Source organism: Streptomyces albicerus, assembly GCF_008905045.1.
GTDB lineage: Bacteria > Actinomycetota > Actinomycetes > Streptomycetales > Streptomycetaceae > Streptomyces > Streptomyces albicerus.
This window is the reverse complement of the sequence record NZ_VWMY01000032.1, coordinates 81,669-106,818: the sequence shown is the minus strand read 5'-3', so window position 1 is coordinate 106,818 and position 25,150 is coordinate 81,669. Positions and strand designations below refer to the sequence as shown.

23 protein-coding genes and 4 pseudogenes are annotated in these 25,150 nt (G+C 69.4%); 11 read left to right on the top strand and 16 right to left on the bottom strand.

Annotated features, from left to right (window positions below):
- Nucleotides 1-113: 113 nt before the first annotated feature.
- The 4 genes and pseudogenes from GAS53_RS28255 to GAS53_RS28240 all read left to right on the top strand — a co-directional run.
- A complete protein-coding gene (locus GAS53_RS28255; protein WP_151480524.1) occupies nt 114-1,094 on the top strand; it encodes an aldo/keto reductase in 981 nt (326 codons plus the stop codon).
- Nucleotides 1,095-1,170: 76 nt separating this feature from the next.
- Nucleotides 1,171-1,950: an HpcH/HpaI aldolase family protein gene (locus GAS53_RS28250; protein WP_151480523.1), complete on the top strand. Its 780-nt coding sequence runs from the start codon at nt 1,171-1,173 to the stop codon at nt 1,948-1,950.
- On the top strand, nt 1,947-3,119 hold the full coding sequence (locus GAS53_RS28245) for a sialidase family protein (protein ID WP_151480522.1): 1,173 nt from the start codon (nt 1,947-1,949) through the stop codon (nt 3,117-3,119). The genes GAS53_RS28250 and GAS53_RS28245 overlap by 4 nt, the downstream gene beginning before the upstream one ends.
- Before the next feature lie 311 nt (nt 3,120-3,430).
- A pseudogene (locus GAS53_RS28240) lies at nt 3,431-3,935 on the top strand (ATP-dependent helicase); the annotation flags it as partial.
- A 342-nt stretch (nt 3,936-4,277) separates the two neighbouring features.
- On the opposite strand, the gene GAS53_RS28235 reads toward GAS53_RS28240, so the two are convergent.
- From GAS53_RS28235 to GAS53_RS28200, 9 genes are all read right to left on the bottom strand, one after another.
- Complete coding sequence (locus tag GAS53_RS28235) at nt 4,278-4,535, bottom strand: family 43 glycosylhydrolase (RefSeq protein WP_225859130.1); 258 nt, start codon at nt 4,533-4,535, stop codon at nt 4,278-4,280.
- Nucleotides 4,536-4,656: 121 nt separating this feature from the next.
- Nucleotides 4,657-5,442 carry an RNA-guided endonuclease InsQ/TnpB family protein gene (locus GAS53_RS28230; protein WP_225859129.1) on the bottom strand — a complete coding sequence of 262 codons (786 nt, stop codon included), beginning with the start codon at nt 5,440-5,442 and terminating at the stop codon, nt 4,657-4,659.
- 3 nt (nt 5,443-5,445) lie between these two features.
- Complete coding sequence (locus GAS53_RS56580; RefSeq protein WP_225859128.1) at nt 5,446-5,802, bottom strand: hypothetical protein; 357 nt, start codon at nt 5,800-5,802, stop codon at nt 5,446-5,448.
- 215 nt (nt 5,803-6,017) lie between these two features.
- Nucleotides 6,018-6,308: a family 43 glycosylhydrolase gene (locus tag GAS53_RS28225; RefSeq protein WP_225859127.1), complete on the bottom strand. Its 291-nt coding sequence runs from the start codon at nt 6,306-6,308 to the stop codon at nt 6,018-6,020.
- An 82-nt stretch (nt 6,309-6,390) separates the two neighbouring features.
- Nucleotides 6,391-7,857, bottom strand: a complete 1,467-nt coding sequence (locus GAS53_RS28220) for a glycoside hydrolase family 43 protein (protein ID WP_151480520.1) — start codon at nt 7,855-7,857, stop codon at nt 6,391-6,393.
- Nucleotides 7,858-7,911: 54 nt separating this feature from the next.
- On the bottom strand, nt 7,912-8,853 hold the full coding sequence (locus GAS53_RS28215; RefSeq protein WP_151480519.1) for a carbohydrate ABC transporter permease: 942 nt from the start codon (nt 8,851-8,853) through the stop codon (nt 7,912-7,914).
- A 1-nt stretch (nt 8,854) separates the two neighbouring features.
- Entirely contained in the window at nt 8,855-9,772 is a 918-nt protein-coding gene (locus tag GAS53_RS28210; RefSeq protein ID WP_151480518.1) for a carbohydrate ABC transporter permease, read from the bottom strand.
- A 33-nt stretch (nt 9,773-9,805) separates the two neighbouring features.
- Entirely contained in the window at nt 9,806-11,149 is a 1,344-nt protein-coding gene (locus tag GAS53_RS28205) for an extracellular solute-binding protein (RefSeq protein ID WP_151480517.1), read from the bottom strand.
- A gap of 139 nt (nt 11,150-11,288) precedes the next feature.
- On the bottom strand, nt 11,289-13,130 hold the full coding sequence (locus tag GAS53_RS28200; protein ID WP_151480516.1) for a glycoside hydrolase family 2 protein: 1,842 nt from the start codon (nt 13,128-13,130) through the stop codon (nt 11,289-11,291).
- Nucleotides 13,131-13,280: 150 nt separating this feature from the next.
- Here GAS53_RS28200 and GAS53_RS28195 point away from each other — a divergent pair, with 150 nt between their 5' ends.
- Nucleotides 13,281-14,294, top strand: coding sequence for a LacI family DNA-binding transcriptional regulator (locus tag GAS53_RS28195; protein ID WP_151480515.1), 1,014 nt, complete (start codon nt 13,281-13,283; stop codon nt 14,292-14,294).
- Nucleotides 14,295-14,678: 384 nt separating this feature from the next.
- On the opposite strand, the gene GAS53_RS28190 is transcribed toward GAS53_RS28195, so the two are convergent.
- Both GAS53_RS28190 and GAS53_RS28185 read right to left on the bottom strand, forming a co-directional pair.
- Nucleotides 14,679-15,752, bottom strand: coding sequence for a sugar ABC transporter substrate-binding protein (locus GAS53_RS28190; protein ID WP_151480514.1), 1,074 nt, complete (start codon nt 15,750-15,752; stop codon nt 14,679-14,681).
- Nucleotides 15,749-16,204, bottom strand: coding sequence for an SDR family NAD(P)-dependent oxidoreductase (locus GAS53_RS28185; protein ID WP_151480513.1), 456 nt, complete (start codon nt 16,202-16,204; stop codon nt 15,749-15,751). Before GAS53_RS28185 ends, GAS53_RS28190 begins: the two co-directional genes overlap by 4 nt.
- Nucleotides 16,205-16,330: 126 nt before the next feature.
- Between GAS53_RS28185 and GAS53_RS28180 the strand changes: the two genes are divergently transcribed.
- The 4 genes from GAS53_RS28180 to GAS53_RS28165 all read left to right on the top strand — a co-directional run bounded on the left by GAS53_RS28180 (nt 16,331) and on the right by GAS53_RS28165 (nt 19,720).
- A complete protein-coding gene (locus tag GAS53_RS28180; protein ID WP_151480512.1) occupies nt 16,331-16,825 on the top strand; it encodes a GNAT family N-acetyltransferase in 495 nt (164 codons plus the stop codon).
- Nucleotides 16,826-17,071: 246 nt separating this feature from the next.
- Entirely contained in the window at nt 17,072-17,518 is a 447-nt protein-coding gene (locus GAS53_RS28175) for a transposase (RefSeq protein WP_151480511.1), read from the top strand.
- Between the two features lie 143 nt (nt 17,519-17,661).
- Nucleotides 17,662-18,519, top strand: a complete 858-nt coding sequence (locus GAS53_RS28170) for an acyl-CoA thioester hydrolase/BAAT C-terminal domain-containing protein (protein ID WP_151480510.1) — start codon at nt 17,662-17,664, stop codon at nt 18,517-18,519.
- 220 nt (nt 18,520-18,739) lie between these two features.
- Complete coding sequence (locus GAS53_RS28165) at nt 18,740-19,720, top strand: GNAT family N-acetyltransferase (protein WP_192583318.1); 981 nt, start codon at nt 18,740-18,742, stop codon at nt 19,718-19,720.
- Between the two features lie 458 nt (nt 19,721-20,178).
- Here the strand turns inward: GAS53_RS28165 and GAS53_RS28160 are convergent.
- The 3 genes and pseudogenes from GAS53_RS28160 to GAS53_RS28150 all read right to left on the bottom strand — a co-directional run bounded on the left by GAS53_RS28160 (nt 20,179) and on the right by GAS53_RS28150 (nt 22,147).
- Nucleotides 20,179-20,630, bottom strand: a pseudogene (locus GAS53_RS28160) (VOC family protein).
- A gap of 277 nt (nt 20,631-20,907) precedes the next feature.
- Nucleotides 20,908-21,601: pseudogene (locus GAS53_RS28155) on the bottom strand (IS5/IS1182 family transposase); the annotation flags it as partial.
- 48 nt (nt 21,602-21,649) lie between these two features.
- Nucleotides 21,650-22,147 (bottom strand): GNAT family N-acetyltransferase, encoded by a 498-nt coding sequence (locus tag GAS53_RS28150; RefSeq protein WP_225859126.1) that lies wholly within the window; start codon nt 22,145-22,147, stop codon nt 21,650-21,652.
- A 98-nt stretch (nt 22,148-22,245) separates the two neighbouring features.
- On the opposite strand from GAS53_RS28150, the gene GAS53_RS28145 reads away from it, so the two are divergent.
- Nucleotides 22,246-23,166 (top strand): LysR family transcriptional regulator, encoded by a 921-nt coding sequence (locus GAS53_RS28145; RefSeq protein WP_151480509.1) that lies wholly within the window; start codon nt 22,246-22,248, stop codon nt 23,164-23,166.
- Between the two features lie 222 nt (nt 23,167-23,388).
- On the opposite strand, the pseudogene GAS53_RS28140 reads toward GAS53_RS28145, so the two are convergent.
- Together GAS53_RS28140 and GAS53_RS28135 are read right to left on the bottom strand one after the other, a co-directional pair.
- A pseudogene (locus GAS53_RS28140) lies at nt 23,389-23,688 on the bottom strand (MerR family transcriptional regulator); the annotation flags it as partial.
- Nucleotides 23,594-24,421 (bottom strand): alpha/beta fold hydrolase, encoded by an 828-nt coding sequence (locus GAS53_RS28135; RefSeq protein WP_151480566.1) that lies wholly within the window; start codon nt 24,419-24,421, stop codon nt 23,594-23,596. The gene GAS53_RS28135 and the pseudogene GAS53_RS28140, both read right to left, overlap by 95 nt.
- Nucleotides 24,422-24,499: 78 nt before the next feature.
- Between GAS53_RS28135 and GAS53_RS28130 the strand changes: the two genes are divergently transcribed.
- Complete coding sequence (locus GAS53_RS28130; protein WP_151480508.1) at nt 24,500-25,102, top strand: sigma-70 family RNA polymerase sigma factor; 603 nt, start codon at nt 24,500-24,502, stop codon at nt 25,100-25,102.
- Nucleotides 25,103-25,150 lie beyond the last annotated feature (48 nt).

The window sequence follows — 25,150 nt, the reverse complement described above, 5'->3', positions numbered from 1 at the left end:
CCAGCGGAGCGCTTAGCGGCCTCGACCCCGGCCTCGGCCACCGCCGCACCGGACCCGCACACGCCCCGGACTCCCCACACCCCCCTGACCGCCCCACCGGAAGGAACCGGCAAGTGACCACCGGCATCGAACTGCCGAACGTACCCGTGCCCCTGTCCCGGCTCGTCCTGGGCACCATGACGTTCGGCGACACCGTCGACGGGCCCGGCGCCGCGGACATGCTCGCGACGGCGCTGGAGGCCGGCATCACCGGCGTGGACACCGCGAACGGCTACGCCGGCGGCGAGAGCGAACGCATCCTCGCCGAGCTGCTCCCCGCCTACCGCGACCGGATCGTGCTCGCCACCAAGGCCGGCATCCCGCACCCCGACCAGGCAGAGCACGCCCCGCTGTCCGCCCCCGGCCTGCGGGCCGCCTTGGAAGGCAGCCTCAAACGACTCGGCACCGACCGCGTCGACCTGTTCTATCTGCACCAGCCCGACCGGGCCACATCCCTCGCCGAGACCCTCGCCACCGTCGCCGAGTTCGTCGCCGAGGGGAAGGTCCTCGCGCTCGGCGTGTCCAACTACGCCGCCTGGCAGATCGCCGAACTGGTGCGCGTCGCCGACGAGGTGGGTGCCCCGCGCCCGGTTGTCGCCCAGCAACTGCACAACCTGCTCGCCCGCCGGATCGAGGAGGAGTACGTCGAGTACGCCGCCGTCACCGGTCTGCGCACCATGGTCTACAACCCGCTCGGCGGCGGCCTCCTCACCGGACGGCACAGCTACGAGAAGGCCCCCGAGGCCGGACGGTTCGCCGACTCCCGGCTCGCGGACATGTACCGGCAGCGCTACTGGGATCCGCGCCTGTTCGCCGCGGTCGCCGAACTGACCCGTATCGCCGAGGGCTTCGGCGTCCCGATCGCCGAACTGGCCCTGCGCTGGCTCCTCGACCGGGACTCGACCGACGCCCTGCTGCTCGGCGGTTCCCGGACCGGGCACCTGCGCGCCAACCTCGCCGCCGCGCAGGCCGGACCGCTGCCCCCGGACGTGAGCGCCGCCTGCGACGAGGTCGGCGCCGGCCTGCGCGGCCCCATGCCCGCCTACAACCGCTGAGCCCGTACGAGACCTACAACCGCTGAGCCCCGTACGTGACTTCGACGCCCCGCCCCCTGCGAAGGAACACCTGCCCATGACCCCCGCAGAGTTCACCGCCGCCCTGCGCGCCCGCGAGCAACTGCTCGGCTACTGGTGCCTGATGGACGCGCCCGTCGCCACCGAACGCATCGCCCGCCTCGGTTACGACTACGTCGCCCTGGACGCCCAGCACGGCCTGTTCGGCTACTCCGGCATGCTCAACAACCTCCTCGCGATCGACAGTCGGGGCTCCACGGCCGTCGGCCTGGTCCGGGTGGAGGCCAATGACCCCGCCCCGATCGGCCGTGCCCTCGACGCGGGCGCGACCGGAGTGATCGTGCCGCTGGTCGACACGGCCGCGCAGGCCGCCGAGGCCGTGGCCGCGGTCCGCTACCCGCCCCTCGGCCGGCGCTCCTACGGCCCGATGCGCTCGGCGCTGAGGATCGGCCCCGATCCGGCCGACACGCACGACAGCACGGTCGTCCTCGCCATGATCGAGACGGCCGAAGGTCTCGCCGACGTCGAGGCGATCTGCGCGACGCCGGGCCTCGACGGCGTCTACGTCGGCCCCTCCGACCTGCGGATCGCCCTCGGCGGCGCCTCGTCCACGGACCCGAACCTGGCCGATGCTTTCGAGGCCGCGCTCGGCACCGTACGCGAGGCGGCGGCGGCCGCCGGAATCGCCGCGGGCATCCACAACCCGGACGGGGCGAGCGCCGCCAAGCGCCTCGCCGAGGGCTTCACGTTCGCGACCGTCGCCTGCGACCTGGTGCACCTGGAACAGACCGCCCGCCAGCACCTGACCGCTGCCCGGACCCCTGGAGAGGCACTGTGACCAACCGACTCCTCGACGGCTTCGACCGCACCGACACCACGCTGCCCGCACCGACCGTGCAGAGCCACGCCGCCAACCTCACCGTGCTGCCCGGCGGGGACCTCGGCTGCGTCTGGTTCGGCGGCACGCAGGAGGGCATGGCGGACATCAGCGTGTGGTTCTCGAGGCTCGCGCCCGGCACCACGACATGGACGGAGCCCGTCCGCCTCTCGGACGACCCGGCACGCTCCGAGCAGAACCCCGTGCTCTTCCCCATGCCCTCGGGCGCCCTGTGGCTGCTGCACACCGCTCAGCGAGGCGGAGACCAGGACACCGCCGAGGTACGGCTGCGCGTCAGCCACGACCACGGCACGACCTGGGAGGCGACCCGCACCCTGTTCCCCGCGACCCCGGGCGTCGGCGGTGTCTTCGTGCGCCAGCCACCCGTCGTCCTGCCCACCGGCCGCCTGCTGCTGCCCATCTTCCGCTGCCGGACCGCCCCCGGCGAGAAGTGGTCGGGCGACCTCGACACCAGCGCCGTCATGATCAGCGACGACGACGGCGGCACCTGGTCCGAGCAGCCCGTGCCCGGCTCCACGGGCCTGGTCCACATGAACGTCCACCGGCTGCCGGACGGCTCCCTGCTCGCCCTCTACCGCAGCCGGCGCGCCGACGCCGTGCACCGGTCCGTGTCGCTGGACGACGGCGACACCTGGAGCGAGCCGCAGCCGCTGGACCTGCCGAACAACAACTCCTCGATCCAGTACGTCCTGTTGGCCGACGGCCGCCTGGCCCTCGTCTACAACCACAGCAGCGCCGCCGACGCGACCGCCCGCCGAGTCTCCCTCTACGACGAGATCGACGACACGGGCTCACTCGCCGACAGCAAGGCCCCGGACGGCTCGGTGACGACGGCGGTACGGCAGACCCCCTCGACCGCGTTCTGGGGTGCCCCGCGCGCGCCGCTCAGCCTCGCCCTCTCGTCCGACGGCGGCCTGACCTGGCCGCTGCGCGCCGACCTCGCGACCGGCGACGGCCACTGCCTCACCAACAACTCCCGCGACGGCCTCAACCGCGAACTGTCCTATCCCTCGATAGCGCAGACACCGGACGGCGCCCTGCACATCGCCTACACACACCACCGAAAGGTCATCCGCCACATCAGGCTCACCCCGCAGGGCGCGAGGTGAGTGACCGCTCGGGCCGGTCGAGCCTCGATGCCCGAGTGGGGTGGAGGCCGGGACGGAATGCGGCTCGCGCCTGTCTCCTCTCAAGAGGCCCGATGTCCGCTGGGCGCTGATCGAGCCGGTCCTGGCGGCCTACCCCTTCGAGCACCGCGGCCGGGCCGCACGGCCTGCCGCTGGGCCTTTTTGCCAAGCTGGACAGCCATGGGATGACGGTCGCGTTCGGGAAGCCCCGCACGGTCAGCCTCCGTGCCACCCCGGTCAACAGGAGCGGCAACGCGGTTACCCAGACGCTCTGGAACGCGTACTGCACCGTTGCGCTGCGCCGATTTCCCGCCCCGGGCGGCGGGGAGGTCGGACTGCTCGTGATCGACGAAGCGCACTTCGTGAAGAACCCGTAGGCCAAGCGGCCCCAGGCGGTCGCCCTGTGGGCAGAGCGCTGCGGGCGCGCCCTTTCCTGACCGGAACCCCGATGGAGACCTGAAATGGGGAGTTCCGCGACCTGGTCCTGATGCTCGATGGCGACGTCGCGGACTCCCTGGGCGAACGGGACGCGTTGGCCGCATCGGTTGCCTCCTGCAAGGCCGTGGCCCCGGTCTACCTGCGGCGCAACCCGGAGGACATGCGGACGGACTCCCCAGTCTCCAGCAGACCGACGAGTGGGAGGAGCTGAGCGCATCGGACGAGGAGGCATACCGGGAAGGCGTGCGCGCAGGCAACTTCATGGCGATGCGCAGGGCCGCGCACGTGGGCCCCGAGAAGTCCGCGAAGCTCGGCTGGCTCCGGGAGATCGTTCAGGAGGCCGGCGTGAACGGGCAGAAGAACGAGGCCGGTGCGCAGATGAGTCTCGCCTGGCAGCAACCGCCGATCGCCACCGGCGGTGGAATGAACCTGGTGGCACTCCATATCCGCGAGATCGATCGACCGCGGCCCGGGCCACCTGTATCGACGTGATGCACCGTCAGCTCTGACAGTAGGGGGCGATCACGGTGCCAACCGTCGCGCCGAGCCCGCTGTCACTCGATAAGAGCTGGTCAGGCCCGCTCTCATTTTCAACTCCACGAACTCAAGCTACTTCGACGACCGTGAAAGTGATAGTGGGCAGGTCAGAGGCCTTGTCAACTCTCATTTTCAGCGGCGGTCCTCAGTAGTGACCCGCGCGCTTCACCAGTGTCGGCGCCTCGATGTCACCTCCTGCAGGTGCAGCCAGGTGTCCTGGCCGCAGTAGTTGCCGTCGTTCTTCCACAGCAGGTAGCGGCAGCCGTTCTCGGTGTACGAGGACGGGTCGATCGCGCCGCCCTGGGCGGCCGGGCACACCACCGGCCTGTCGCCCACGGGCCGGAACGCCCCGTCGGGAGAGGCGGACTGGGCCACTCCGATGCACTGTTTGTCGCTCGCGCGGTCCCGGGCGACGTAGAACATGGTCACCTTCTCGGCCGTGAACGCCGGGCTTGTGTACTCGGTCGTTCACACCTTGTCGCGCTCCCGACTGTCCCCTACGACGGGACGGTCACGGGTCGCATCTCCCCACGTTCCGGCCTGTTCAGGCTGGTGCGGGGACGGGTGTGGTGACGAACACCCACGCCGAGCGTGCGCGCTGGCGCACGTTGACCCCGGCGACGTGGTCGGCAGGCCCAGCGAGGCCGCACCGACGACAGGAGAAACGGTCCCGGGCGGGCCGGTTGGCCCGCTCGGTGTGCCCGCAGCGCGGGCAGCGCTGCGAGGTGTAGGCCGGATCCACTTCCAGGAATGGCACCCCGGCCCGGCGGGCCTTGTAGGCGAGGTGCTGTCCGAGCTGGTGGAACGGCCAGGAAGACAAGGTGCCCCGCTGGTCGCGGCGAAGCCGTACCCGATCCCGGATCCCATCGAGCTGCTCGACGGCGATCCCGCGACCGGTGCGTTGCGCGACGGACACGATCTCCTTGCTGATCCGGTGGTTCACGTGGGTGGCATGGCGCTGTTCCTTCTTCGCCCGGCGGGCCAGACGGCGGGTGGCCGAGCGGGTGCACTTGGTCTGGAGTTCGGCGCGTTTGCGGGCCTGCCAGCGCCGGTAGCGGCTCAGGCGGCGGCCTTGGTAGTTGGCGCCGTCGCTGGTGGTGGCGAGGTTGACGATGCCACGGTCGACACCGATCCAGTCGGTCGGCTCGTGCACCTCGGGATCGGGGATGTCGCAGGTCGCGATGAGGAACCACTTCCCGCCCCGCTGGACCAGGTCGGACTCGCCCTTGCGGAACTGGGCTAGCGTCTTGAGCTGGTCCGGCGAGCCGGTGTAGCGGATGCCGCGCAGTCGCCCGTCCACCGTCCAGATCGACACCGTGCGTGCGTCCATCTGTCAGGACAGGCACACGTCGTCGAACGGCTGCGCGGCCTCGGGCCGGAAGGTGACCGGCGAGCCGATGGCCTTGCGGTATCGCTTCGCCCCCGGACCGCCCAGCCGCCCGGCTTGCAGGTTCGCCGCGAGCGCGCCGTAGGCGTCCACGACTTTCTTCACCACTCGCACCGCGGGCTGGGCCGACAGCCCGAACGTGGCCTTGATGTCCGCGTAGACCAGCTTCTGCAGGCCGTTGCGGTCCTTCACACCCGACTCGAACGCAACCTGTGAGACGTGATCGGCGGCCTGGTTGCAGGCGCGCAGGGTCGCCGCCTGCTCCGGCGACGGCAACAGCTTCACCTGCACCACCAGCTTCACGACCCCCAACCTAGGCAGCACCTCGCACATCCGGGCGAACTTCGCACACATTCACCCACCCTCGGGACCATCCCGGACCCGTGTGCGAATTCCCCGGCTCCGCCGGCCAGCAATGCGGGCACTCCGTGCCCGGCCATCGGACGCGGTGACGCTCCGCGTCACCGGTTCGAGATGCGAATCCTCCTCGGCGTGAAAGCCGGGCATCCTCGCAAGAATCAGGTGAACCCGGCGCCGTTGTCGAACACCTCGGGAGCCCACACCAGGGTACGCTCCGGAATCGCCCAACTCCCCACGGCCGGCAACGCGTCGGCGTCGGCCACGGACCAGCGCACCAGGTCCGTCGATGTGGCGTGCTGGATGTTCTTGCCGTCCGCGTTGGTGGCGAAGGCGTGGTAGGTGTCGCCGGCCTTTACGACGTCCGGGTCGGGGAAGTCCCGGTCGAGGACGAGCCGGGCGCCCTCCGCGGCCGCCGCGGATGCCGCTGCGGAGTTGAGGCCCAGGGCCACCGCGGCCAGGGCCAGTAAGGTCGCGGCAAGGCGGGCAGCGCGGGAGAGGACCGTGGCTCTGCTGCTGTGATGGCTGGGCGGGTCACTTTGTGTATACCTCCGCCCGGTCCACGCTCACGAACCCGCCCTGCGACTGGGCGGAGTGCTCGCCGGTCACCCGCACGCGCAGGGTGTGGCGGCCGTAGGGCAGCTTGGGGCTGAGGTACTGCACGGTCTCGCCGGTGCGGATCGCGCCGTAGAAGTCGACGCGCTGCTCGGCGCCGCCGTCGATGCTCAGCGCCGCGATGCCGTTGCCGGTGTCGCGGACGGACAGCAGGGCGATGCGGGTGCCGGTGAAGGTGAAGGTCGCGGTGTTGCCGGCCCGGTCGCTCCAGTGGTCGTCGCCCCAGAAGCACTGGGTGGCGCAGCCGGTGCCGGAGTTCCAGCTGCCGGTGTACGCGAGGGTGCCGTCACCGCTGGAGCGGCCGTCGTCGTTGATCCAGTACGTGCCGGAGCCCGGGTCGCCCGAGGGCAGGTCCTGTGTGGCGCCCAGGGCGAGCGGCCGGCCGAGGTTGGGGCTGCCGTCGGTGTTCCAGGTGATCTTCTGGGCGCGGGTGGTGCGGTCGGTGTAGGTGTTCGTCGAGGTCGTCTTGGCGTGGTAGACGATCCAGTCCTCGGTGCCGTCGGGCGAGCGGAAGAAGGCGTGGTGGCCGGGGCCGTAGACGCCGCGGTCGTCGGCGCGGGAGAACACCGGCCCGGAGTGCTGGGTCCAGTTGGCGGGCACGAGCGGGTCGGCGCCGTCGCGCAGGGACATCATCCAGACCTGGTAGTCGGGCTTGCCCGTGTCGCACGTCGAGTACGTCATCCACGTACGGCCGTTGCGGCTCAGGAACTCCGGTCCTTCGCGGACCTCGGGGCAGCCGCCAGCGGCGTCGATCGCGACGGCGTTGCCGGAGACGGTGTAGGGGTTGGACATGGGGGCGATGTTGATGCCGTTGTGCTGGTACTGGTTGATGCCGGCATAGGCGAGGTAGAGGCGTCCGTTGTGCTGGAGGATGCCGGGGTCGATCGCGAACTTGTCGGCGTGGTTGGGCGGGGCGAGCTTCGCCTTGAAGTGGTACCGGCCGGCCGGGTCGTCGCGCTCGGACTCCAGGACGTAGAGCCGGTGGTGGTCGTCGACGCCGTCGTCGGCGGTGTAGTAGAGGTACCAGCGGTCGCCGAAGCGGTAGAACTCCGGTGCCCAGATGTTGCGGTTGCGGGAGGGGTCGGTGTCCGTCCACACGGTGACGGGGTCGGCACTCAGCAGCGTGCCCAGCGAGGTCGAGCGCCACATACGGATGCTGTCGCCCTGGGTGGCCGTCAGGTAGTACGCCCCGTTGACGTGCGTCACGAACGGGTCCGGGCCGGTGTTGAGCGGGTTGCGGAAGGTTCCCGCGGCGGTGGGGGCCGCCGCGGGCTCGGCCGCGGTGGGGCTCGTGGCGGCGGCCGGCTGGACGGCGCCGAGGCCGAGCAGCAGGGCGAGGAGGGTGAGGACGGTGGCGGGCAGTGAAGTGCGCGGTCCTGCGCGCATGGGGGAGTCTCCTTTACATCGTTGTAGGAGGCGGGCGGAAAGTCGTCGGCGTCGTCACTGGCCGCCCAGGCCGGTCGTCGCCACGGACTTCACGATGTGCCGCTGGAAGAACATGAAGACCACGACGAGCGGGAGGGCGGCCAGTACGGCGGAGGCCATCGTCTGGGCGTACTGGATGCCGTAGGCGTCCTTCACCGAGGTGATGCCGACCGGCAGGGTCATCAGCGTCGGGTCGGACGTCGACACGAACGGCCACAGGAAGTTGTTCCATGCGCCGATGAACACGAAGATCGCCACGGCCGCCAGCATGGGGCGGGAGAGAGGCAGCAGGACCGACCAGAAGATCCGCCAGTGTCCGGCGCCGTCGATGCGGGCCGCCTCCTCCAACTCGTGGGGCAGCGAGTCGAAGTGCTTCTTCAGGATGAACACCATCACGGGCGCCACGGTCTGCGGCAGGATCACCGCCGCGTAGGTGTCGAGCAGGTTCAGGGTGAGCATCTGCCGGAACCACGGCACGATCAGGATCTGCGGCGGCACCAGTACGGCGGCCACGGTGAGCAGGAACAGCCAGCGGCGGCCGGCGAACCGGGTGCGGGAGAAAGCGTATCCGGCCATGGCCGAGACCAGGACGGTGATCACGGTGACGGCCGTCGAGATGAACAGGCTGTTGAGCATCCACAGCGGCAGGTCGCCGCGCTCCCACACGGTGCGGAAGCCGTCCAGGGTGAAGCCGCCCTGGGGCCAGAACCAGTGCGTGGGACTGCTGGCGTCCGCCTCCGACTTGAACGCGGTCAGCAGAGCCCACGCCATCGGCAGCAGCCACACCACGGCCATGACGGTCAGTGCGGCCAGCGCGAGCACGCGGGTGAGGCGGCTGTTGCCGAGCGTGAGGTTCGTCTGTCCGCGCCGGGCAGCGCGACGGACTCTCAACTCCCGTATGGGCGGGAGTGTCTGGGGAGTGGGAGCGGTGCGGACGGGCAGGTCGGTGGAGGTCATGTCACTTCTCCCGGCGGCGGAGGGCGGCGTACTGGGTGGCGGAGGCGACGAGGACGAGGGTGAAGAAGACGTAGCTGATCGCCGAGGCGTATCCGAGCCGGTAGCCGGTGAAGCCGACGTCGTAGATGTACTCGACGACCGGGCGGGTGGAGCCGTTCGGGCCGCCCTTGGTCAGGAGGTACACCTGGTCGAAGACCTTCAGGGAGGCCAGGATCTGCAGCACTGTGATCACGACGGTGATGCGGGAGAGCTGGGGCAGCGTGATCGACCACAGCCGCCGCCAGGCGCCCGCGCCGTCGATGGCGGAGGCCTCGTAGAGGTGGTCGGGGATGGACTGCAACGCGGCCAGGTAGAGCAGGAAGTTGAAGCCGACCGTCCACCACAGGGTGGTCAGGGCGATGGCCCACATGGCGACCGACTCGTCGCTGAGCCAGCCCACTTGGTCGAGGCCGAGGGAGCCGAGGAGGTGGTTGTAGAGGCCGAGGTCGGGCTGGTAGAGCCACAGCCACAGCAGGCTGACGACGCCGACGGGCAGCAGATAGGGGGCGAAGAAGGCCAGCCGCCACACCCACTGGCCGGGCAGGCCGGTGTGGACCAGCAGGGCCAGGCCGAGCGCGACCCCGACCAGCGGGACGGTCGAGATCAGGGTGAACCAGACGGTGTGGCCGAGCGAGCGCCACATCTCGGTGTCCTGGAGTGCTTCGGTGAAGTTGTCGACGCCGATGAAGGCCGGGTCGTGGACCGACAGGGAGGTGTCCGTGAGGCTCATCCACAGGCCCTGGCCCAGTGGCCAGAGCAGGAACATGGCGAACAAGATGAGGAAGGGCAGCGCGAACAGCAGGCCGGGCGGGACCGATCGGCGCACGGACGGAGCTCCGGGGCGGGGCGAGGCGTGGGGCGAGGCGTGGGGAGAGGACATCGTTGTGCCTCCTGCGCGGTGGTGCGCGGCCGGTCAGGCCGGGCTGGGCTTGGACAGGAAGGTGTTCAGGCGCCGGACCATGGCGCGCGCCGCACGGTCGGGGGCGAGGCCGTCGAGGAGGGCCTGCTGCAGCACCTGGGACATGGCGGTCTGGAAGTCGGAGCCGGACCCGGCGAACCACACCGAGGGGTCGAGGACCACGTGGTCCTGGGCGCCCGCGTAGTGGACCTGGGGCTGCAGGCGCGCGTAGGCGCGGGTGCGGGTGACGGGCCCGTAGGCGGGGATGTGGCCCGCGGTGGCCCAGATCTGCCCGGCTTTGAGCAGCGCGGCGACCGCGCGGTGGGTACGGCGGCGGCGTTCGGGGTCCGGGTCGGGGCGGTGGGGCAGCACGAAGGAGTGCGAGTCGGCGTAGACGGCCGGGGTGCCGAAGACGGTGGGGAACGGGGCGGCGCCCACGTTCTTGTCCGCGGCGCGGAAGGTGCCGAGCTCCCACTCGCCCGAGAGGGTCATCGCCGCCTGCCGGTTGGCGAAGGAGGCGATGCCCGAGTAGTAGTCGAGCCGTTTGGAGTTGACCCGGCCGTCGGTCAACTTGGCCATGAACGCGATGACTTCGGCCATCCGGTCCTCGTCGACCTCGGCCGGCCCGCCCTCGGGCAGGTGGAGGGTGCCGCCGGTCTGCCGGTACAGGCCGTAGAAGAGGCGCCATCCCTGGGCGGGGTCGTTGACGTAGCCGAAGGCGATGCCGTGTTTGCCCGAGGCTTTGGCCAGTTCCCTGCCCGCGGCGAGGAAGCGGTCGGGGGAGGAGAACGCCTCCGCGTCCAGGGTGCCGTCCTTGGTGAGCAGGCCCGCCTCGGCGGTTGGTTCGGGGTGGAAGAAGACGATGAAGGGGTGGGTGTCGAGGGGGATGGCGTATGTCCGTCCTCGGTGCTGGGCGCGTGACCACAGCGTGTCGGCGAAGTCGGCGGGGCCGATCCCGTATTCGGCCAGTACGTCCAGGTCCCAGGGGTCGACCAGGCCGGTGGGCGCGTAGCCGGCCAGGCGGGACATGTGGGCGACGGCGACGTCGGGCCCGCGTCCGCCGGCGGAGGCCATGGCGAGCTTGGTGTAGTACGGGGGTCCCCACTCCAGGACGGTGCGCTCGATGGTCGTGCCCGGCATGTCGGGGCCCGCGGCGCGCACCATGTCGTTGAGGAGGCCGCCGTCGGCTCCGCTGAACAGGTCCCACAGGCGGACGGTCGAGGCGTCGGCAGCCTGCGCGGACCCACAGCCGCTGAGCGCTCCGGCGCCGAGGAGAGCGGCTCCGGAGGCGAGGGCGCCGGTGAGGGCGCGGCGCCGTGTGAGACGGGGCGGACCGACGGGTGGGGGCATGCCGGTCATGGGGCTCCTTTCGAGGGGCGGCGGTTCACCGGGGATGTGGCCTTCGGGTACCGCCGCCGCACGGTTCAGTTCTTACATCGATGTAAACCTCGGGCGTGAAACGCCCTGCTTGTTCCGCTCGCGCGGAAGGGGGGAGGGGCTACGGGGAAGGGGGCTGCAGGGTGTCTTCGTAGGCCGCCGGGAGCAGTTGGGCCCGGCGCAGACGGGCGGTGTCGACCTTCTGGGTGCGGTCGAAGCGGTAGATGCCGTTGCGTTCCTGGAAGACGTCGGTGAGCTGGGTGTAGCAGTAGCCGAACATGTCCGGGTCGTCGAGCAGGACGCCGGTCAGTCCAGTGAAGCGGTCGACGAACTCCTCCTCCGTGCGCGGCCGTTCGCCGTATCCCCAGGAGGTGTCGGTCTCGTTGCCTGCCGCGGCGGCCGCGGCCTCGGGGTCCCACCAGATGCCGCCGAACTCGCTGCAGAAGTACGGCTGGCCGCGGTACGGCACCGACCAGGTCCGGCCGTCGGGCCCCGCGTTGACATACGGCCGGTCCTCCGCCAGGCCGTCCATCGCCTTGGCGAAGGCGGCCGGGTCCTGCTCGTAGCAGTGGGAGTCGTACACATCGGTCTCCGCGACCCGGTGGGCGTAGCCCGAGGCGTCGATGACGGGGCGGGTGGGGTCCGCCTGCTTGGTGGCCAGGAACATGGCCCGGGTGACGTCGTCGAGTTGGGTGATGCGGTCGTGCAGGGGCTGGTAGGTCTCGTTCAGCGGGCACCAGCCGATGATGGAGGGGTGCGAGTAGTCCCGCTCCAGGGCCTCCAGCCACTGGGTGACGTATGACGCGTCGGGGCGCTGGTTGTCGTCGCGGACGCCGACTTCGCAGCCCCAGTCGCCGAACTCGCCCCAGACCAGGTAGCCGAGCCGGTCGGCGTGGTAGAGATAGCGCTCCTCGAAGACCTTCTGGTGCAGCCGGGCCCCGTTGAAGCCGGCGTGCAGGCCCAGTTCGATGTCGTGGACCAGGTCCGCGTCGCTGGGCGCGGTCATCAGGCCGTCGGGGTAGTAGCCCTGGTCGAGCACGAGGCGCTGGAAGACCGGTTCGCCGTTGAGCAGCAGTCGCTTGCCGTGGACGGAGATCGAGCGCAGGCCGGCGTAGGAGCGTGCCGTGTCCACGATCTCCCCGGCGGAGTCGAGGAGTTCGAAGGTCAGGCCGTACAGGTGCGGGTCCTGGGGCGACCACACCCGCAGCCGGTCGGCGGGCACGGTCAGCACCAGGCGGGGCGCGAGGTCGAGGTCCGCGCGGCTCTCGGCCACGACAATCTCGTCCCCGCCGTCGGTGAGCGTGGCGCGCACGCGGTGGCCGGGGACGTTGGCGGTCAGCGGCAGTTCCAGGAAGAAGGACCCCGAGGCCAGGTCGGGCGTGATGCGGGGGCGCTTGAGCGCGACGGCGCGCGGGACCGGCTCCAGCCACACGGTCTGCCAGATGCCGGTGGTCCGGGTGTAGTGGCAGTGGGAGTTGGCGTACCGGGTGGCCTGCTTGCCGCGGGCCTGGACTCCGTGCCGGCTGTCCCGGGCCCGTACGACGATCGTCAACTCCTCGCCCGCCACGGCCACATCGCCGAGGTCAGCGGTGAACGGGGTGAAGCCGCCGCGGTGGCGGGCGACCTCGGTGCCGCCCGCCCACACCGTCGTGTCGTGGTCGACGGCGCCGAAGTGCAGCAGCACCCGGGAGCCCGCCCACGCGGCCGGGACGGTCACCGTGTGCCGGTACCAGACGGCCTCCAGGAAGTCGGTCTCGCCGATCCCGGAGAGCGCCGACTCCGGGCAGAACGGGACGACGATGCGGTCGGCGAGCTCGCGCTCGCGCAGACCGCGCTCGAGACCGGTGTCGGACCGGTCGATCTCGAACTGCCACGAGCCGTTGAGATTGAGCCAGGCGTCCCGGACGAACTGCGGCCTGGGGTACTCGGGGCGGGGCTGTTCCGAGAGGTGGGGGAGCGGCATGGATCTCCTTGTGCCGTGAGAGCCGATCGGTGCGAGGCTTATGGCACCACGGCGATTACATCGATGTAAATGGCTCGGCGGCGATCCGATCCGGCCCGAAGCTGATTCGTGACGGTCGGTACGATCACGGCAGGCGGAAGGAAGTACAGCGTGGCGGCAAGACCGAGACTCAAGGACGTGGCGGAGTACGCGGGCGTCTCCCCCAAGACCGTGTCGAACGTGATCAACAACTACGAGCACGTCTCGGAGCAGACCCGCACCGTGGTCCAGGAGGCCATCGACGCCCTCGGCTACCGCGTCAACATGGCCGGACGCCAACTGCGTCAGGGCCGCACCGGCATGATCACCCTGGCCGTCCCGGAACTCGACGTGGCGTACTTCGCCGAACTGGCCAAGCACGTCATGAACGAGGCCACCGGGCGCGGCCACACCGTCCTGCTCCACCAGACCGGCGCGGTGCGCGAGCGCGAACTGGCCGCGCTGCACGGCTTCGACGCGCAGTTCTCCGACGGCGTCATCCTCAGCCCACTCGCCCTGGACCCACGCGACTTCGCCACCCGCGACCGGCGCCTGCCAGTGGTCCTCCTCGGCGAGCGCTCCCTCGAGGGCAGCACCGACCACATCGGCATCGACAACGTACGGGCCGCCCGCGAGGCCACCGAGCACCTGCTGTCCCGAGGCCGCCGCCGCATCGCCGTCATCGGCGGCGCCGTACGCGGCCGACAGGGCACCGACCGGCTGCGCACCGACGGTTACCGCGAGGCCCTCAAGGCCGCCGGGCTGCCCTTCGAAGACGACCTCGTCCTACCGGTGGACGCCTACCACTGGCACGACGGCGCCCGCGCGGCGACCTCACTGATGCGACGCGAGCCCCGCCCCGACGCCCTGCTGTGCCTGAACGACCACCTCGCCCTCGGCGCACTGCGGGCGCTGCACGAACAGGGCCACTCCGTACCGGCCGACCTCGACGTGGTCGGCTTCGACGACATCGAGGCCTCCCGGTTCAGCGTGCCCAGCCTGACCACCGTCGCCCCCGACAAGCAGGAGATCGCCAGAGCCGCCGTGTCCCTGCTCCTGGAACGCATCGACGACCCCGCCGCCACCACCCCTCAGGACCATGTGGCAGGGCACCGGATCATCGTGCGGGAGACCACGGGCGGCTGAGGCTGACGGCTGACGACTGGGCCGAGTTGGGTCCGGCGTCGCTGGGGCGGCCTGGACGACCCAGCTCTCCTCACCGACCAGGCACACCGACCTGGCACGCCGCGCGGACGCGGTGATCAACGCGGCCGACAGCGACCACCGCGCCGCCGTCGAGACGCTGATCGCCGCGCGCGGCGCGCGCACTGAGCGGCTGCCCTCGCTCGTGGAGCGGTTCCTCGGCTGTGTGGCTGTGCCGGTGGAGGGCCTGCCGCTGGGGGCGGTCGATCCGGTGTGGCGGTACCACGTGGCCTGGCTGGCCGGGTACCGGCATTCGCGGGGCAACAGGCGGGCAGCAGGTGGTCGCGGCGTTACAGGAGGTGTTCGCCGAGCGCACGCCGTGCGAGGTCAGCCGGGGTTGTTGCCCCAGAGGGACGTGTCGTCGCTCCTGAGACTGGGAACTCCGCCGTAGGTCCCGCCGTCCGCGGTCACCAGCGGTGCGGACAGCTGGTCCTCCAGCACACCGTCGCGGACTTGGACGATCGTGCTGTCGTGATCGGTCTTGCCGGGCTTGAACGTCTTGCCCTCGATCGCCGCCTTCAGGTAGTAGAGGGCGTACTTGGCGTAGAGGTCAGCGGGCTGGGAGACCGTGGCGTCGATCTTGCCCTCGGCGATGTCATTGAGCTCCCTGGGGATGCCGTCGTTGGAGACCACGAACACATGCTTCTTGTCCTCCGGGCCGACCAGCAGACCCTGCGTCTTGAGCACCTGCACGGTGCCGGAGAGCGCGAAGCTGGCCTGCATGTAGACGCCCTTGATATCAGGGTGGGCGGTGAGATCCGTCTGCAGCTTCTTCGCCGCGACGGCCCCATCCCAGTTGGTCGCCTCCCCGAAGACCTTGATCTTGGGATAGTTCTCCTTCATGCACTCGTTGAACCCCTCGGTGCGGTCCCGGGCATTGATCGAGGCAAGGTCGCCCTGGAGCATGACGACCTTGCCCTCGCCGCCGAGCTTGGTGCCGAGGAACCGGCAGGCCTTCTCTCCGTACGCACGGTTGTCGGCGCGCACCACCATGTAGACGTCGCCGGTGTCGGGACGGGTATCCAGCGTGACCACGGGGATCTTCTGCGCGGCCAGCTGCTGGAGGGTGGGCGCTATCAGGGCAGTGGCCTGCGGGGCCATCGCTACGCCCTTCACCCTGTGGATGATGAAGGTCTGTGCGTTGGCGGCGAGTTTGGCGACGTCGTTTTCCGAGTGGGTGGTCTTCAGCTCCAGGCCGAGCTCCTTGGCGAACCGCGGGGTGTATTTGATGTACGCGTTCCAGAAGTCGGTGTCGGAGCGGGGGTAGTCGACGCCCACCACCGGGGCACCGTCCGCGTCGCCCTCCGAGTCGGCACCGGAGCCGCCGCAGGCGCTGAGCGCGGTGACGGCGAGGGCGGTGACGGCCCCGAGGCCGGGATATCTGAGGCATCGGGTCTTCACGGCTGGTTCTCCTTGCGGACGGTTTCGTGCCGGAGGTCAGGCGCGGCGCCGGATCCATGGTCCGTGAATGTCGCCGTCGACGGCGACATCTGTACCTGTGGTGGAACCGGGGAGCGGGCTCGCACGATGCCGATGACGTTGACCTCGAAGACCCGGTGCCGTTCGTCGTCGGTGCTGGCCTCGATGGAGCCCTGGGCGCCGATACCGACGTTGCCGACGTCGCCGACCAGGATGTCGATGCCGCAGAGCCGCCGTGCGGCCCCCTCGACCGCCGTCCGTACGGCCACGTCGGCCGGTATCCCGGCCAGCAGTGTGGGCACGTCGTCGGGCTTGAGGTCGAGGCAGGCGACATGGGCCTCGCGGGCGGCGAGCAGCCGCGCCGTGGCCAATCCGATACCTGATGCGCCACCGGTCACGACTGGCGTCAGCCCGGCATACTCCGACGCGCCCATGCTGTTGCCTCCGTTTTCCACCCTAGGCCGTTGGGGCGGCGATGAGCGGTCAGCAGGTTCTTGGGGCTGTCTGCCGCTGGCGGAAACTCAGATGGCCTCAGCGCACGATCTGGGTAGAGTCGGGCGATGCCCGAGCTGAAGCGGCTGCATGCCGGCCACGCCCCGGCGGTCCTGGCCTTCGAGCTGGCGAACCGCACCTACTTCGCTGCCTCGATCTCCGACCGCGGCGACGACTTCTTCGACCAGTTCACCGACGGGTACAACGCCTTGTTGGCCGAGCAGGAGACCGGCATCTGCGCCTTCTACGTGCTCGTCGCCGAGGACGGCTCGGTGCTCGGCAGGTTCAACCTGTACGACGTGGAGGACGGCACTGCCAGACTCGGCTACCGGGTCGCGGAGCAGGTCGCCGGCCGCGGCGTCGCGACCGCTACCGTCCGGGAGCTGTGCCGGATGGCGACCGCGAGGCACGGCCTGCGCACACTGCGGGCGGCCACCTCCCACGACAACGCCGCGTCCCAGAAAGTCTTGACCAAGGCCGGGTTCGTCCCGGTTGGCCCTGCCACCCCGGCCGATCTCGGCGGCAAGTCAGGCACCTGGTACCAGCGCGACCTCCAGCCATAGACCTTGATCTTGCTCGTGGGTCGGCTGCGAGAAGGTTGCGGCCGCCACTGATCATCGGTGTGTGAACACTGACGATCTTGCGGTGGCCGCAGGTCACAGGGAAGCCCCTGCCCGCCGACACGAAGCGTTCGAGGGCCTGATGAGCCGGATAGCCGACCGGTTCGCCCGGGTCGAACCCCGGCGTCGGGTACGGGATCTGGTGCTGGGGCTGCTGTCGGACCTGCCACGCAAAAAAACTGCTGGAGCATCGCCGAATGGGCCGGAGAGGCCACTCTGGACGGCATGCAGCACCTGCTCGGCCGGGCCCGATGGGATGCCGACGCCGTACGCGAAGACGTGCGTGAGGACGTCCTGGAGCATCTGCACGACGAGGGTGCACGGCTGGTGGTCGACGAGACCGGGGACGTGAAGAAGGGCACGCACACCGTCGGTGTCCAGCGCCAGTACACCGGCACCGCCGGGAGGATCGAAAACGCGCAAGTCGCTGTCTACCTCGTCTACGCGGGACTGCCGCGGGTACGCGGCGGTGGACCGGGAGCTGTACATCCCGCGCTCCTGGACGCGCGACCCAGATCGCTGCCGAGCCGCGGGCCTGGACGAGGACACGTCTTTGCGACCAAGCCGGGGCTGGCCGCCCGCATGATCGTCCGATTCCTCGATGTCGCGCACCGCGCCCGGTGGGTCGCGATGTGAGGCGGTTCCGGAGGGCGAGTTCATTTGGGACCGCCGGATTGACACCACCGGTGGCTATGCGGGGCGGATGCGGCCGTTCCGGGAGGAATGGCAACGCCGATTAGGCTGCGCTGAGAGGTTGAGGCGGACCGACGGGGGGCCACGTGGATGTCACTGAGCGCGAGCTGACCGATCCCTGGGAAGGCGTACTGGTCGCTCCCGCCCGCGGCAGTGACATCGGTGTCCTGGTCCTGGCAGGATCCAGCGGGCGCATCGAAGGAGAGAGGGCACGCATCCTTGCCCAGCAGGGCATGACGGCCTTGTCGATCCGCTGGTTCGGCGGGCCGGAGCAGTCCCCGGGGATCTGTGAGATCCCCCTGGAGACCTTCACCGCCGCCGTCGACTTCCTCCGGTTGAACGGGGCACGACGCATCGGCATTCTGGGCACTTCCAAGGGGGCTGAGGCGGCGCTGCTCACGGCAGTGCACGATCCGCGCGTGGACGTTGTCGTCGCGATGTCGCCCACGTCCCGGGTCTGGTGCAACGTCGGGCCAGGGCGCGATGGAGCCCACCGCCCCTATCGATCGTCCTGGACCTGGCGGGAGCAGGCGCTGCCTTTCGTCCCCCTGGACGATTCCTGGACACCCGCAGAGACGGACGGTGGGCCGGTCGCCATCCGCGGGTGGTACGAACTGAGCGAGCGGACGTTTGCTGATCTGCTCCCTGCGGCGGAGATCCCCGTGGACAAGGCGCGGGCCGATCTGCTGCTGGTCGCAGGCGGCGACGACGGGATGTGGCCGCCTCTTCCCTTCGCCGAACAACTGGCGCAACGCCGTCGCTCAGCCGGGGCCACGGTGCGTCTGATCGCCCGCGCCGATGCCGGCCACCGCCCACGCTTTCCTGGCGAGAGCCCGGCATCGGCATCCCCACGCTTCCAGTACGGAGGCACACCCGAGGCTGACGCGCTCTTGGGGACGGTTGCCTGGCCCCACGTCCTCGACGCGCTCCGCGGCGGGAGCTGACCCTCCCTCCGGTTGATAGCGCGCGAAGCCCGGAGAGGGTCTCTCACTGTGTCCCGTTGGTCTTGTTGATGGTCGGTATGCGGCCTGGTGACTGCCGCAGTTCCCGGCGGACAGGCAGGGCAGACCTGCCGGGTCCTCGGCCCCTGGGTATGTGGGGACTTTCGCCTCGCCTGCGGCGCACGCCCGTGGTGCGATGAAGGGGATCGGGAAGGAGAGAGCGATGATCACACCGACAGAGGAGCGCAAGAGTGGCACGGTCCCTGTGTCGGTCCGCCCGCTGGGTGAGGCGGACCTGGATCAGGCCGACGAGATCTTCAGGGTCGCCTTCGGGACGTTCCTCGGGGCTCCCGAGCCGAAGACGTTCTTCGGGACCGCCGACTATGTCCGCACTCGCTGGGCGGCCGATCCACAGGCGGCCTTCGCAGCGACGGTCGAGGGCGAAGTCGTTGCATCGAACTTCGCCGTCAACTGGGGCAGCGTCGGGTACTTCGGCCCACTGACCGTACGTCCGGACCTGTGGGACCGGGGCATCGGCACGCGCCTGATGGAGCCGGTCATGGACTGCTTCGGCACCTGGGAGAACCGCTACCTGGGCCTGTTCACCTTCTCGAACAGTCCGAAGCACCTTGAGCTCTACCGCCGGTACGGTTTCTGGCCCCGATTCCTCACAGCCATCATGAAGAAGCAGGTCGCAGGCAGCGTCGAGGTCCCCGGCCGAGTGCTGTACGGCGAGCTTCCCGCCGCCGAGCAGGTCGACGCCCTGAGCCTCTGTCGCACACTGACCGGGGCCGTGTTCGAGGGCCTGAGCCTGGAACGTGAGATCGTGGCCGCGCACGCGCAGGGACTCGGTGACACCATCCTGCTCCAGGGGGCCGGATCCGAGCTCGATGCCCTGGCCGTCTGCCACTGCGGTGCCGGGTCGGAGGCCGGAGAGGACGTGTGCTTCGTCAAATTCGGCGCCGTGCGCCCTGGCCCGGAGGCGGCCGACCGGTTCGAACGACTGCTCAACGCGTGCGAGCGGCTCGCCGCCGAGCGCGGCCTGGGCCAATTGGACGCCGGAATGAACCTGGCCCGCCAGGATGCCTACCGGCGAATGGTCGACCGCGGGTTCCGCACCTGGTTGCAGGGCGTGACGATGCACAGGCCCAACGAACCCGGCTACAGCCACCCCGACGCGTACGTGATCGACGACTGGCGCTGAGCCCCCCGCCACACTCGACGCGCGAGGAAGGCCCGGTCCGGTGCTGCCCGAATCCGTGAACATTCCGCGTTGGCGCCGACGGCCAGACACCTCCCGGACCACTGTCGAAGTGCTGTCCCTTCTCGGGCTCTGGTCCACTGTGGTGCCGGCAGCGGTCAGGACCGGGGGCGCGGTTGCTGCCTGCACCACCTATGAAGCGGCTGATCGACTGTCGACTTCAGCGAGAAGACACGATCATGCAAAGGCCGCCCAGCTGCCAGGCGAACGACGAACCCCACCAAGACCTGATCTTGGTGGGGTTACTGACATCCGCCCTTCAGGGTCAGTCCGGTACACCCTGCCGCGGGCAGACGAGGCCGGTGACCCGCGCGTTTGGGCCGAGGCGGCACCGGAGCTCAGACCTTGATGGGCCAAGCTCAGTAATAGTCACGCTTAAGGACGGTCAACGTGAATGGCGATCACGAGTCTGCAGGCGGACTGGCCAGGATTCCCCTGATCAGCGGGTGGACTGGCCCACCTCGATGAGGTAACCGTCGGGGTCGCGTAGATAGCAGCGCAGCTCGGAGGTGTAGGCGACGGGTTCGGTGAGAAATTGGGCGCCCTTCGCGACGGCATGCGCGTAGAAGCCGGCCATGTCCGCCACACGCACGTTCAGGAAACTGGACACCCGCTCGCCGCTCTGGGGCACGTCCAAGGTGACGTCCGGTTTGTCGGGGGTGGGCCCGCCTCCCACATTCATGATGATCCAGCTGTTGGCGACCTTCACCATCGCCGGGTTCTCGTCCATCACGACCTCGCCGCTGAAGACGTCGGCGTAGAACCGCCGCGAGACGGCGACGTCGCGCACGGTCAGGAAGTGCGTGAGGAGGAGGCCGTGCTCGGGTGCGGGGAAGTCACTGTGAAGTGTCATCTTTCATCATCCCTTCGTTACCTCATGTGGTCTTGGGCGAAGATCACGGCGGTGCCTGCCTCACAGCAGTGCGGTGATCGCAATCGAATACCGGATGCAGGTGAGGCCTACGGCACGCCACAGCACCATTGACCGAGCATGTCCCGTTGCTGTGACACGCAGGCGCAGAGCATTCGCCTGACATTCAGCCCAGAGGACGCTGATCCACTCGGGGCCGGGCCTCACTCCCCATACGTCGCTGCGGCCCGCCGGCCTGCGGAACTACTCCTGCGCAGCGCGGGCGTCCGTCCCAGCGGTGGGTCGTCCATGCCTGGCGGATCAGGCTACGTACGGTGATGGTGCTGTCGGAGAGGTCGAAGCCGCGCCGATGACGGTGGTCCGGCGCTCTAGCCGGCGTCCAGGTGGACGGTGATGCCGTCGGGCAGCGGTCCGACGTCGTCCAAGTGGTCCAGGGTCGGGGCGAGCAGCGAGCAGCGAGCAGTGAGCAGACGGGGAGTCGTGGCGGTTGGCTCCGGTCAGGACGCGGCGCTGTGGAATGCCGTGACCGTCCGTCATGCCGGAGCGTTTCAGGCACTGTTTGCCGCGGTCGACCGGGGAACGCGCGGCGGCCTCGCCGCCGCAGCTGGCTTTGGGGATCGAGCCGTCGACGGCGATCTGGTCGAGGACGAGGGCGACGATCCGGTCGTAGGAAGCGAGTACGACCTGCTTGAGCCTGGTGAAGATGCCGAGCCGGATCCACTCGTCGCGGCGGTTGCGGATCGTGGTGGCCGAGCAGGTCGTGTCGGTGATCGCCCGGCAGGAGCAAACCGAAGCGCAGGAACTACAGCATTTTGGCCGAAGACGATCCGGCCGCTGATGCGTTGGCGGTGGCAGCCCAGCGGATGGTCCGGGTGGTACTCCGGCCGCTCGGGCAGTTGGGCGGCGAGTTGGCTCCAGAGCGGTTCGGTCAGCCGTGATGGCAGGCCAGGCACAGGTCTCCCCACCGATCACAGAGCGCCGCAACTCCATGATCGCCAGAATCACTCCAGTTCCATTTCCATAAGGATGTCGGCGCGTGCGTAATAGTCGGACACTGGGAGACGGTCACGGGTGATCCGGACGAACCCCGCGTCCTCGTAGAGGTGAATGGCGGGGGCCAGCTTGCTGTTCGTGCCCAGGAACAGCCGGACCCCACCGAGGGCCTGGGCGCGGTCGATCGCTGCGGCTATGAGTCGGCGGCCGATGCCGCGTCCTTGCGCGGCGGGAGCCACGGCCATCTTCGCCAGCTCGAACACGGCGTCCGGATAAGCCAGCAGTGCGATGCACCCGACTACCGTGCCGCTGCCCGGCTCACGCGCCACGAGCACGTCGCCGCCCGGGCCCACGATGCGGCCGAACGGATCCCCGAGAACAGCCCGGTCCTCTTCCTCCAGGGTGAACAGGCGCGAGATCCACTCCTCGTTCAGCGCGTAGAACGCGTCGGCGTCACTCTGTGAGCCGATCGAGGAAACCATGGTCGGGGCAGAGGCGTGCGGCATGAGACGGGTTTCCCTTTCTGATGTGGCTCCCCGTAGCCTCCGCCCCACTCATCCATATGTCCAATACAAGTCCCAGGCTCAATCAATAAGCTCAAACTATGGATCAGCGAATCGAGCTCCGCCATCTGCGGTACTTCCTGGCTCTGGCCGAGGAACTGCACTTCGGCCGTGCCGCTCAGCGCCTGCACATCGCTCAGCCCGCCCTGTCCCAGCAGATCAGACAGCTTGAGAAGATCGTCGGCGTTGAGCTGTTCCGGCGGACCTCCCGCAGCGTTCACCTCACAGAGGCGGGAGCGGCGTTCCAGCCAAGGGCCCGGAACGTTCTGGACCGTCTGGCGGCCGACCTCGACGAGGCCGGCCGTGTCGGCCGCGGCGAGGCCGGCCGCCTGGATGTCGCCTTCATCACCTCCGCCACCGCGATCGTCAGCGAACACCTCCGCGAATTCTCCCGCCGCCGCCCGGACGTCCAGGTCAAACTGCACGACGGCTTCACCACCGATGTCCTGGCGGCCCTGGAGCGGGGCACCGCCGACGTCGGGATCGTGCGGGACGCCGAGGAGCGAGACGACATCGACCTTTCCCTACTGGCATCGGAACGGTTCGTCGCCGTCATCCCCACCGAGCACCCCGCCGCAAGATGTGACCACGTGGAAGCAAGGGTGCTGGCCGCAGACCCGCTGATCCTGTTTCCGCGTTCAGCAGGAACTCACGCGTTCGACATGAACACCCAGCCGCTGCGGAACGCCGGCATCGATGTCCAGGTCGCGCAGGAGTGCTCGAACTGGCACACCATCATCATGTTCGTCGCGGCCGGCCTCGGCGTCACCATCGCCCCCTACAGCGTCACGACGCTGCTCCCCGCAGGCGCCCGAAGGCTCGAACTCGACGGGCCTCCTACAGTGAGCCGGATCTTCATGGCCACCCGCCGAGGAGACGACCGTCCCCTCCTGCAAGCCTTCAAGGCAGCATCTGAATCCATGACAGGCCGTGACCGCGACCGGACGACGAGAGTGCGTTGACCTGCGGAGCAATCGCCTCCAGGCAAGGGCCACAACTGCCAGTACCTCTCCACGTTCGTGTCGGAGGCGACTTCGAGCTGTGTTGAGTCCCTTGGCAGTGGCGTTGCGGCGGGTGGCGGAGTGCAGTACCGCTTGCTGCGACCGCAGTGTGCGGATCTGTGCCTCCAGCGTGTCGACGGGCGTCGCGGCCACTTGCGGCAGGGTGTCCTCGCGCTCCAGTACGTCCCGGATCATCGCCAGGCCCAGACCCAGCCCCCGCAGTGTCTGCGCCAGCTGCAGACGGGCCAGGGCCTCCGTGCCGTACAGCGGGTAGCCGGCCGCAGTCCTGTGCGCCGGGTGTACGACCCCGATGTCGGACCAGTGCCGGATCGGCTTCACCGTCAACCCGGTCTTCCGGGCGGCCTCTCCGATACTCCAGAACGTGCTGTCACCGACAAAATGCTGCGGTGGTCGCCGCGAACCGGTCGGCGTCGTCGAGCCAGGGGTAGTGGCCCGCTCCCGGCTGCACCGCGAGCGTGGCATCGGGGAACAGCGCAGCGAACTCGGCCGCCGACTCAGGAGGGCTGTTGAGGTCGAACTCGCCGGTGAGGAGCAGGACTGGTGCCTCGCATCCGGCGAGCGCCGCACGCGTGGTCTCGGGATGGAAGGCGCCCTCGGTGGCGAAGAGAGCGACGGCTTCCTTGTTGCTCGGCTGCCCGGTCCGGTGGTGCTCCTGTGCCGCGGCGTCCCAACGGCCCCAAAAGAAGGGTGCGATGGCCTCCCAATCGCTGCCCGTGCCATCTGCGATCGCCTCCAGGGCGGCGAATGCCGCCGGGAACCACGGCTCGCTGCTTCGACGTTGCGCCAGCTCGCGTCGCATCTCCCCGGTGATCGCGATGCCGACGGCTCGGGGGCTGGGTCCGATCAGGGCAAGTCTGCTGAGGCGCTCCGGGTGCCGGGCCGCGTACTGCGTCGCGATATTCGTGCCGGCGGAGTGGGCGAGCAGATCGATCCGGGGGAGTCCGAGGTGGGCACGCAGCGCTTCGACGTCGTCGACCAGGCGGTCGCAGCGGTAGGAGGAGGTGTCTTCGGGAGTCGCGGACCGGCCAGTGCCTCGGAGGTCCAGAAGGATCAGCTGTCGGTGCGTGGACAGGCCACCGAGGTCGCCGAGGTAGGCGGAGTCGGTTGGGCCTCCCGGGAGGCAGACGACCGGGGCGCCGTCACCGATCACGCGGTAGGCGAGCTGTGATCCGTCAGGTGCGGAGAAGGTGGGCATGCGCCGGATCCTGTCAGTCATAACCCGGTTATACAACTCAGTTATGCCCCCGTCGGGGCTTGGGTATATAACCGGGCCATGGCAGGGGAACACGACACGCGGCAGAACCTCGAGTCGCTGACCGAGGAACAGGCCGAGCGGATGCTGGCCGACATGAACGAGGTCATCCGTGCGGGCGAGGAGATGCGGAAGCTACGGGCCGAGATGATCAAGCTGTTCGTCGGCCTCGGCTGGACCCAGGAAAGGATTGCCCGGCTGACCGACATGAGTCAGCCCGCCGTGTCCAAGCAGGTGACGAAGTACAAGACGGGCGACCCGCTGCCGACGACGAGCTTCTCTCTCGACCAGCAGGACGTGCCCTGGCTCGAAGGGCGCCTGTGGGGCCTCGCCGAGGAAATTTCCGAAGCCTTCGAAGAGACCGCCCGCTGCGCGCGCTACGTCCACGCCATCGCCCGGGGCAAGAAGCGCTTCACACCCCAGAACGTCGACGAGTTGCGGCGCCTCGTCGAAGAGGACCTGACGCTGCACCAGGCCCAACTGCCCGGCAGCTTCCGGAAGGCGTACGACGAGATCGGCCGCGGTCTCGACATTCCCGCGAAGGTCGCTGCGACCGGGGCGGCCTCTGTGCGTCGCACCCTCGCCCACCGGATTCAGCGCGACCGACTCAGGAACGACGTCTGAGTCTCTTGATCTGCAGGGCGCGGAGGGAGGTCGAGTGCGGCAGGTAAG

Excerpts from the sequence above, each read along its gene's own strand:
- GAS53_RS28165 (WP_192583318.1), top strand. The coding sequence starts at position 18,740 with ATGATCACACCGACAGAGGAGCGCAAGAGTGGCACGGTCCCTGTGTCG.
- GAS53_RS28235 (WP_225859130.1), bottom strand. The coding sequence starts at position 4,535 with ATGTTCTACGTCGCCCGGGACCGCGCGAGCGACAAACAGTGCATCGGA.
- GAS53_RS28210 (WP_151480518.1), bottom strand. The coding sequence starts at position 9,772 with ATGTCCTCTCCCCACGCCTCGCCCCACGCCTCGCCCCGCCCCGGAGCT.
- GAS53_RS28230 (WP_225859129.1), bottom strand. The coding sequence starts at position 5,442 with ATGGACGCACGCACGGTGTCGATCTGGACGGTGGACGGGCGACTGCGC.
- GAS53_RS28185 (WP_151480513.1), bottom strand. The coding sequence starts at position 16,204 with ATGGGCGCGTCGGAGTATGCCGGGCTGACGCCAGTCGTGACCGGTGGC.
- GAS53_RS28215 (WP_151480519.1), bottom strand. The coding sequence starts at position 8,853 with ATGACCTCCACCGACCTGCCCGTCCGCACCGCTCCCACTCCCCAGACA.
- GAS53_RS28200 (WP_151480516.1), bottom strand. The coding sequence starts at position 13,130 with ATGCCGCTCCCCCACCTCTCGGAACAGCCCCGCCCCGAGTACCCCAGG.
- GAS53_RS28145 (WP_151480509.1), top strand. The coding sequence starts at position 22,246 with ATGGATCAGCGAATCGAGCTCCGCCATCTGCGGTACTTCCTGGCTCTG.
- GAS53_RS28130 (WP_151480508.1), top strand. The coding sequence starts at position 24,500 with ATGGCAGGGGAACACGACACGCGGCAGAACCTCGAGTCGCTGACCGAG.
- GAS53_RS28205 (WP_151480517.1), bottom strand. The coding sequence starts at position 11,149 with ATGACCGGCATGCCCCCACCCGTCGGTCCGCCCCGTCTCACACGGCGC.
- GAS53_RS28135 (WP_151480566.1), bottom strand. The coding sequence starts at position 24,421 with ATGCCCACCTTCTCCGCACCTGACGGATCACAGCTCGCCTACCGCGTG.
- GAS53_RS28250 (WP_151480523.1), top strand. The coding sequence starts at position 1,171 with ATGACCCCCGCAGAGTTCACCGCCGCCCTGCGCGCCCGCGAGCAACTG.
- GAS53_RS28150 (WP_225859126.1), bottom strand. The coding sequence starts at position 22,147 with ATGCCGCACGCCTCTGCCCCGACCATGGTTTCCTCGATCGGCTCACAG.
- GAS53_RS28220 (WP_151480520.1), bottom strand. The coding sequence starts at position 7,857 with ATGCGCGCAGGACCGCGCACTTCACTGCCCGCCACCGTCCTCACCCTC.
- GAS53_RS28180 (WP_151480512.1), top strand. The coding sequence starts at position 16,331 with ATGCCCGAGCTGAAGCGGCTGCATGCCGGCCACGCCCCGGCGGTCCTG.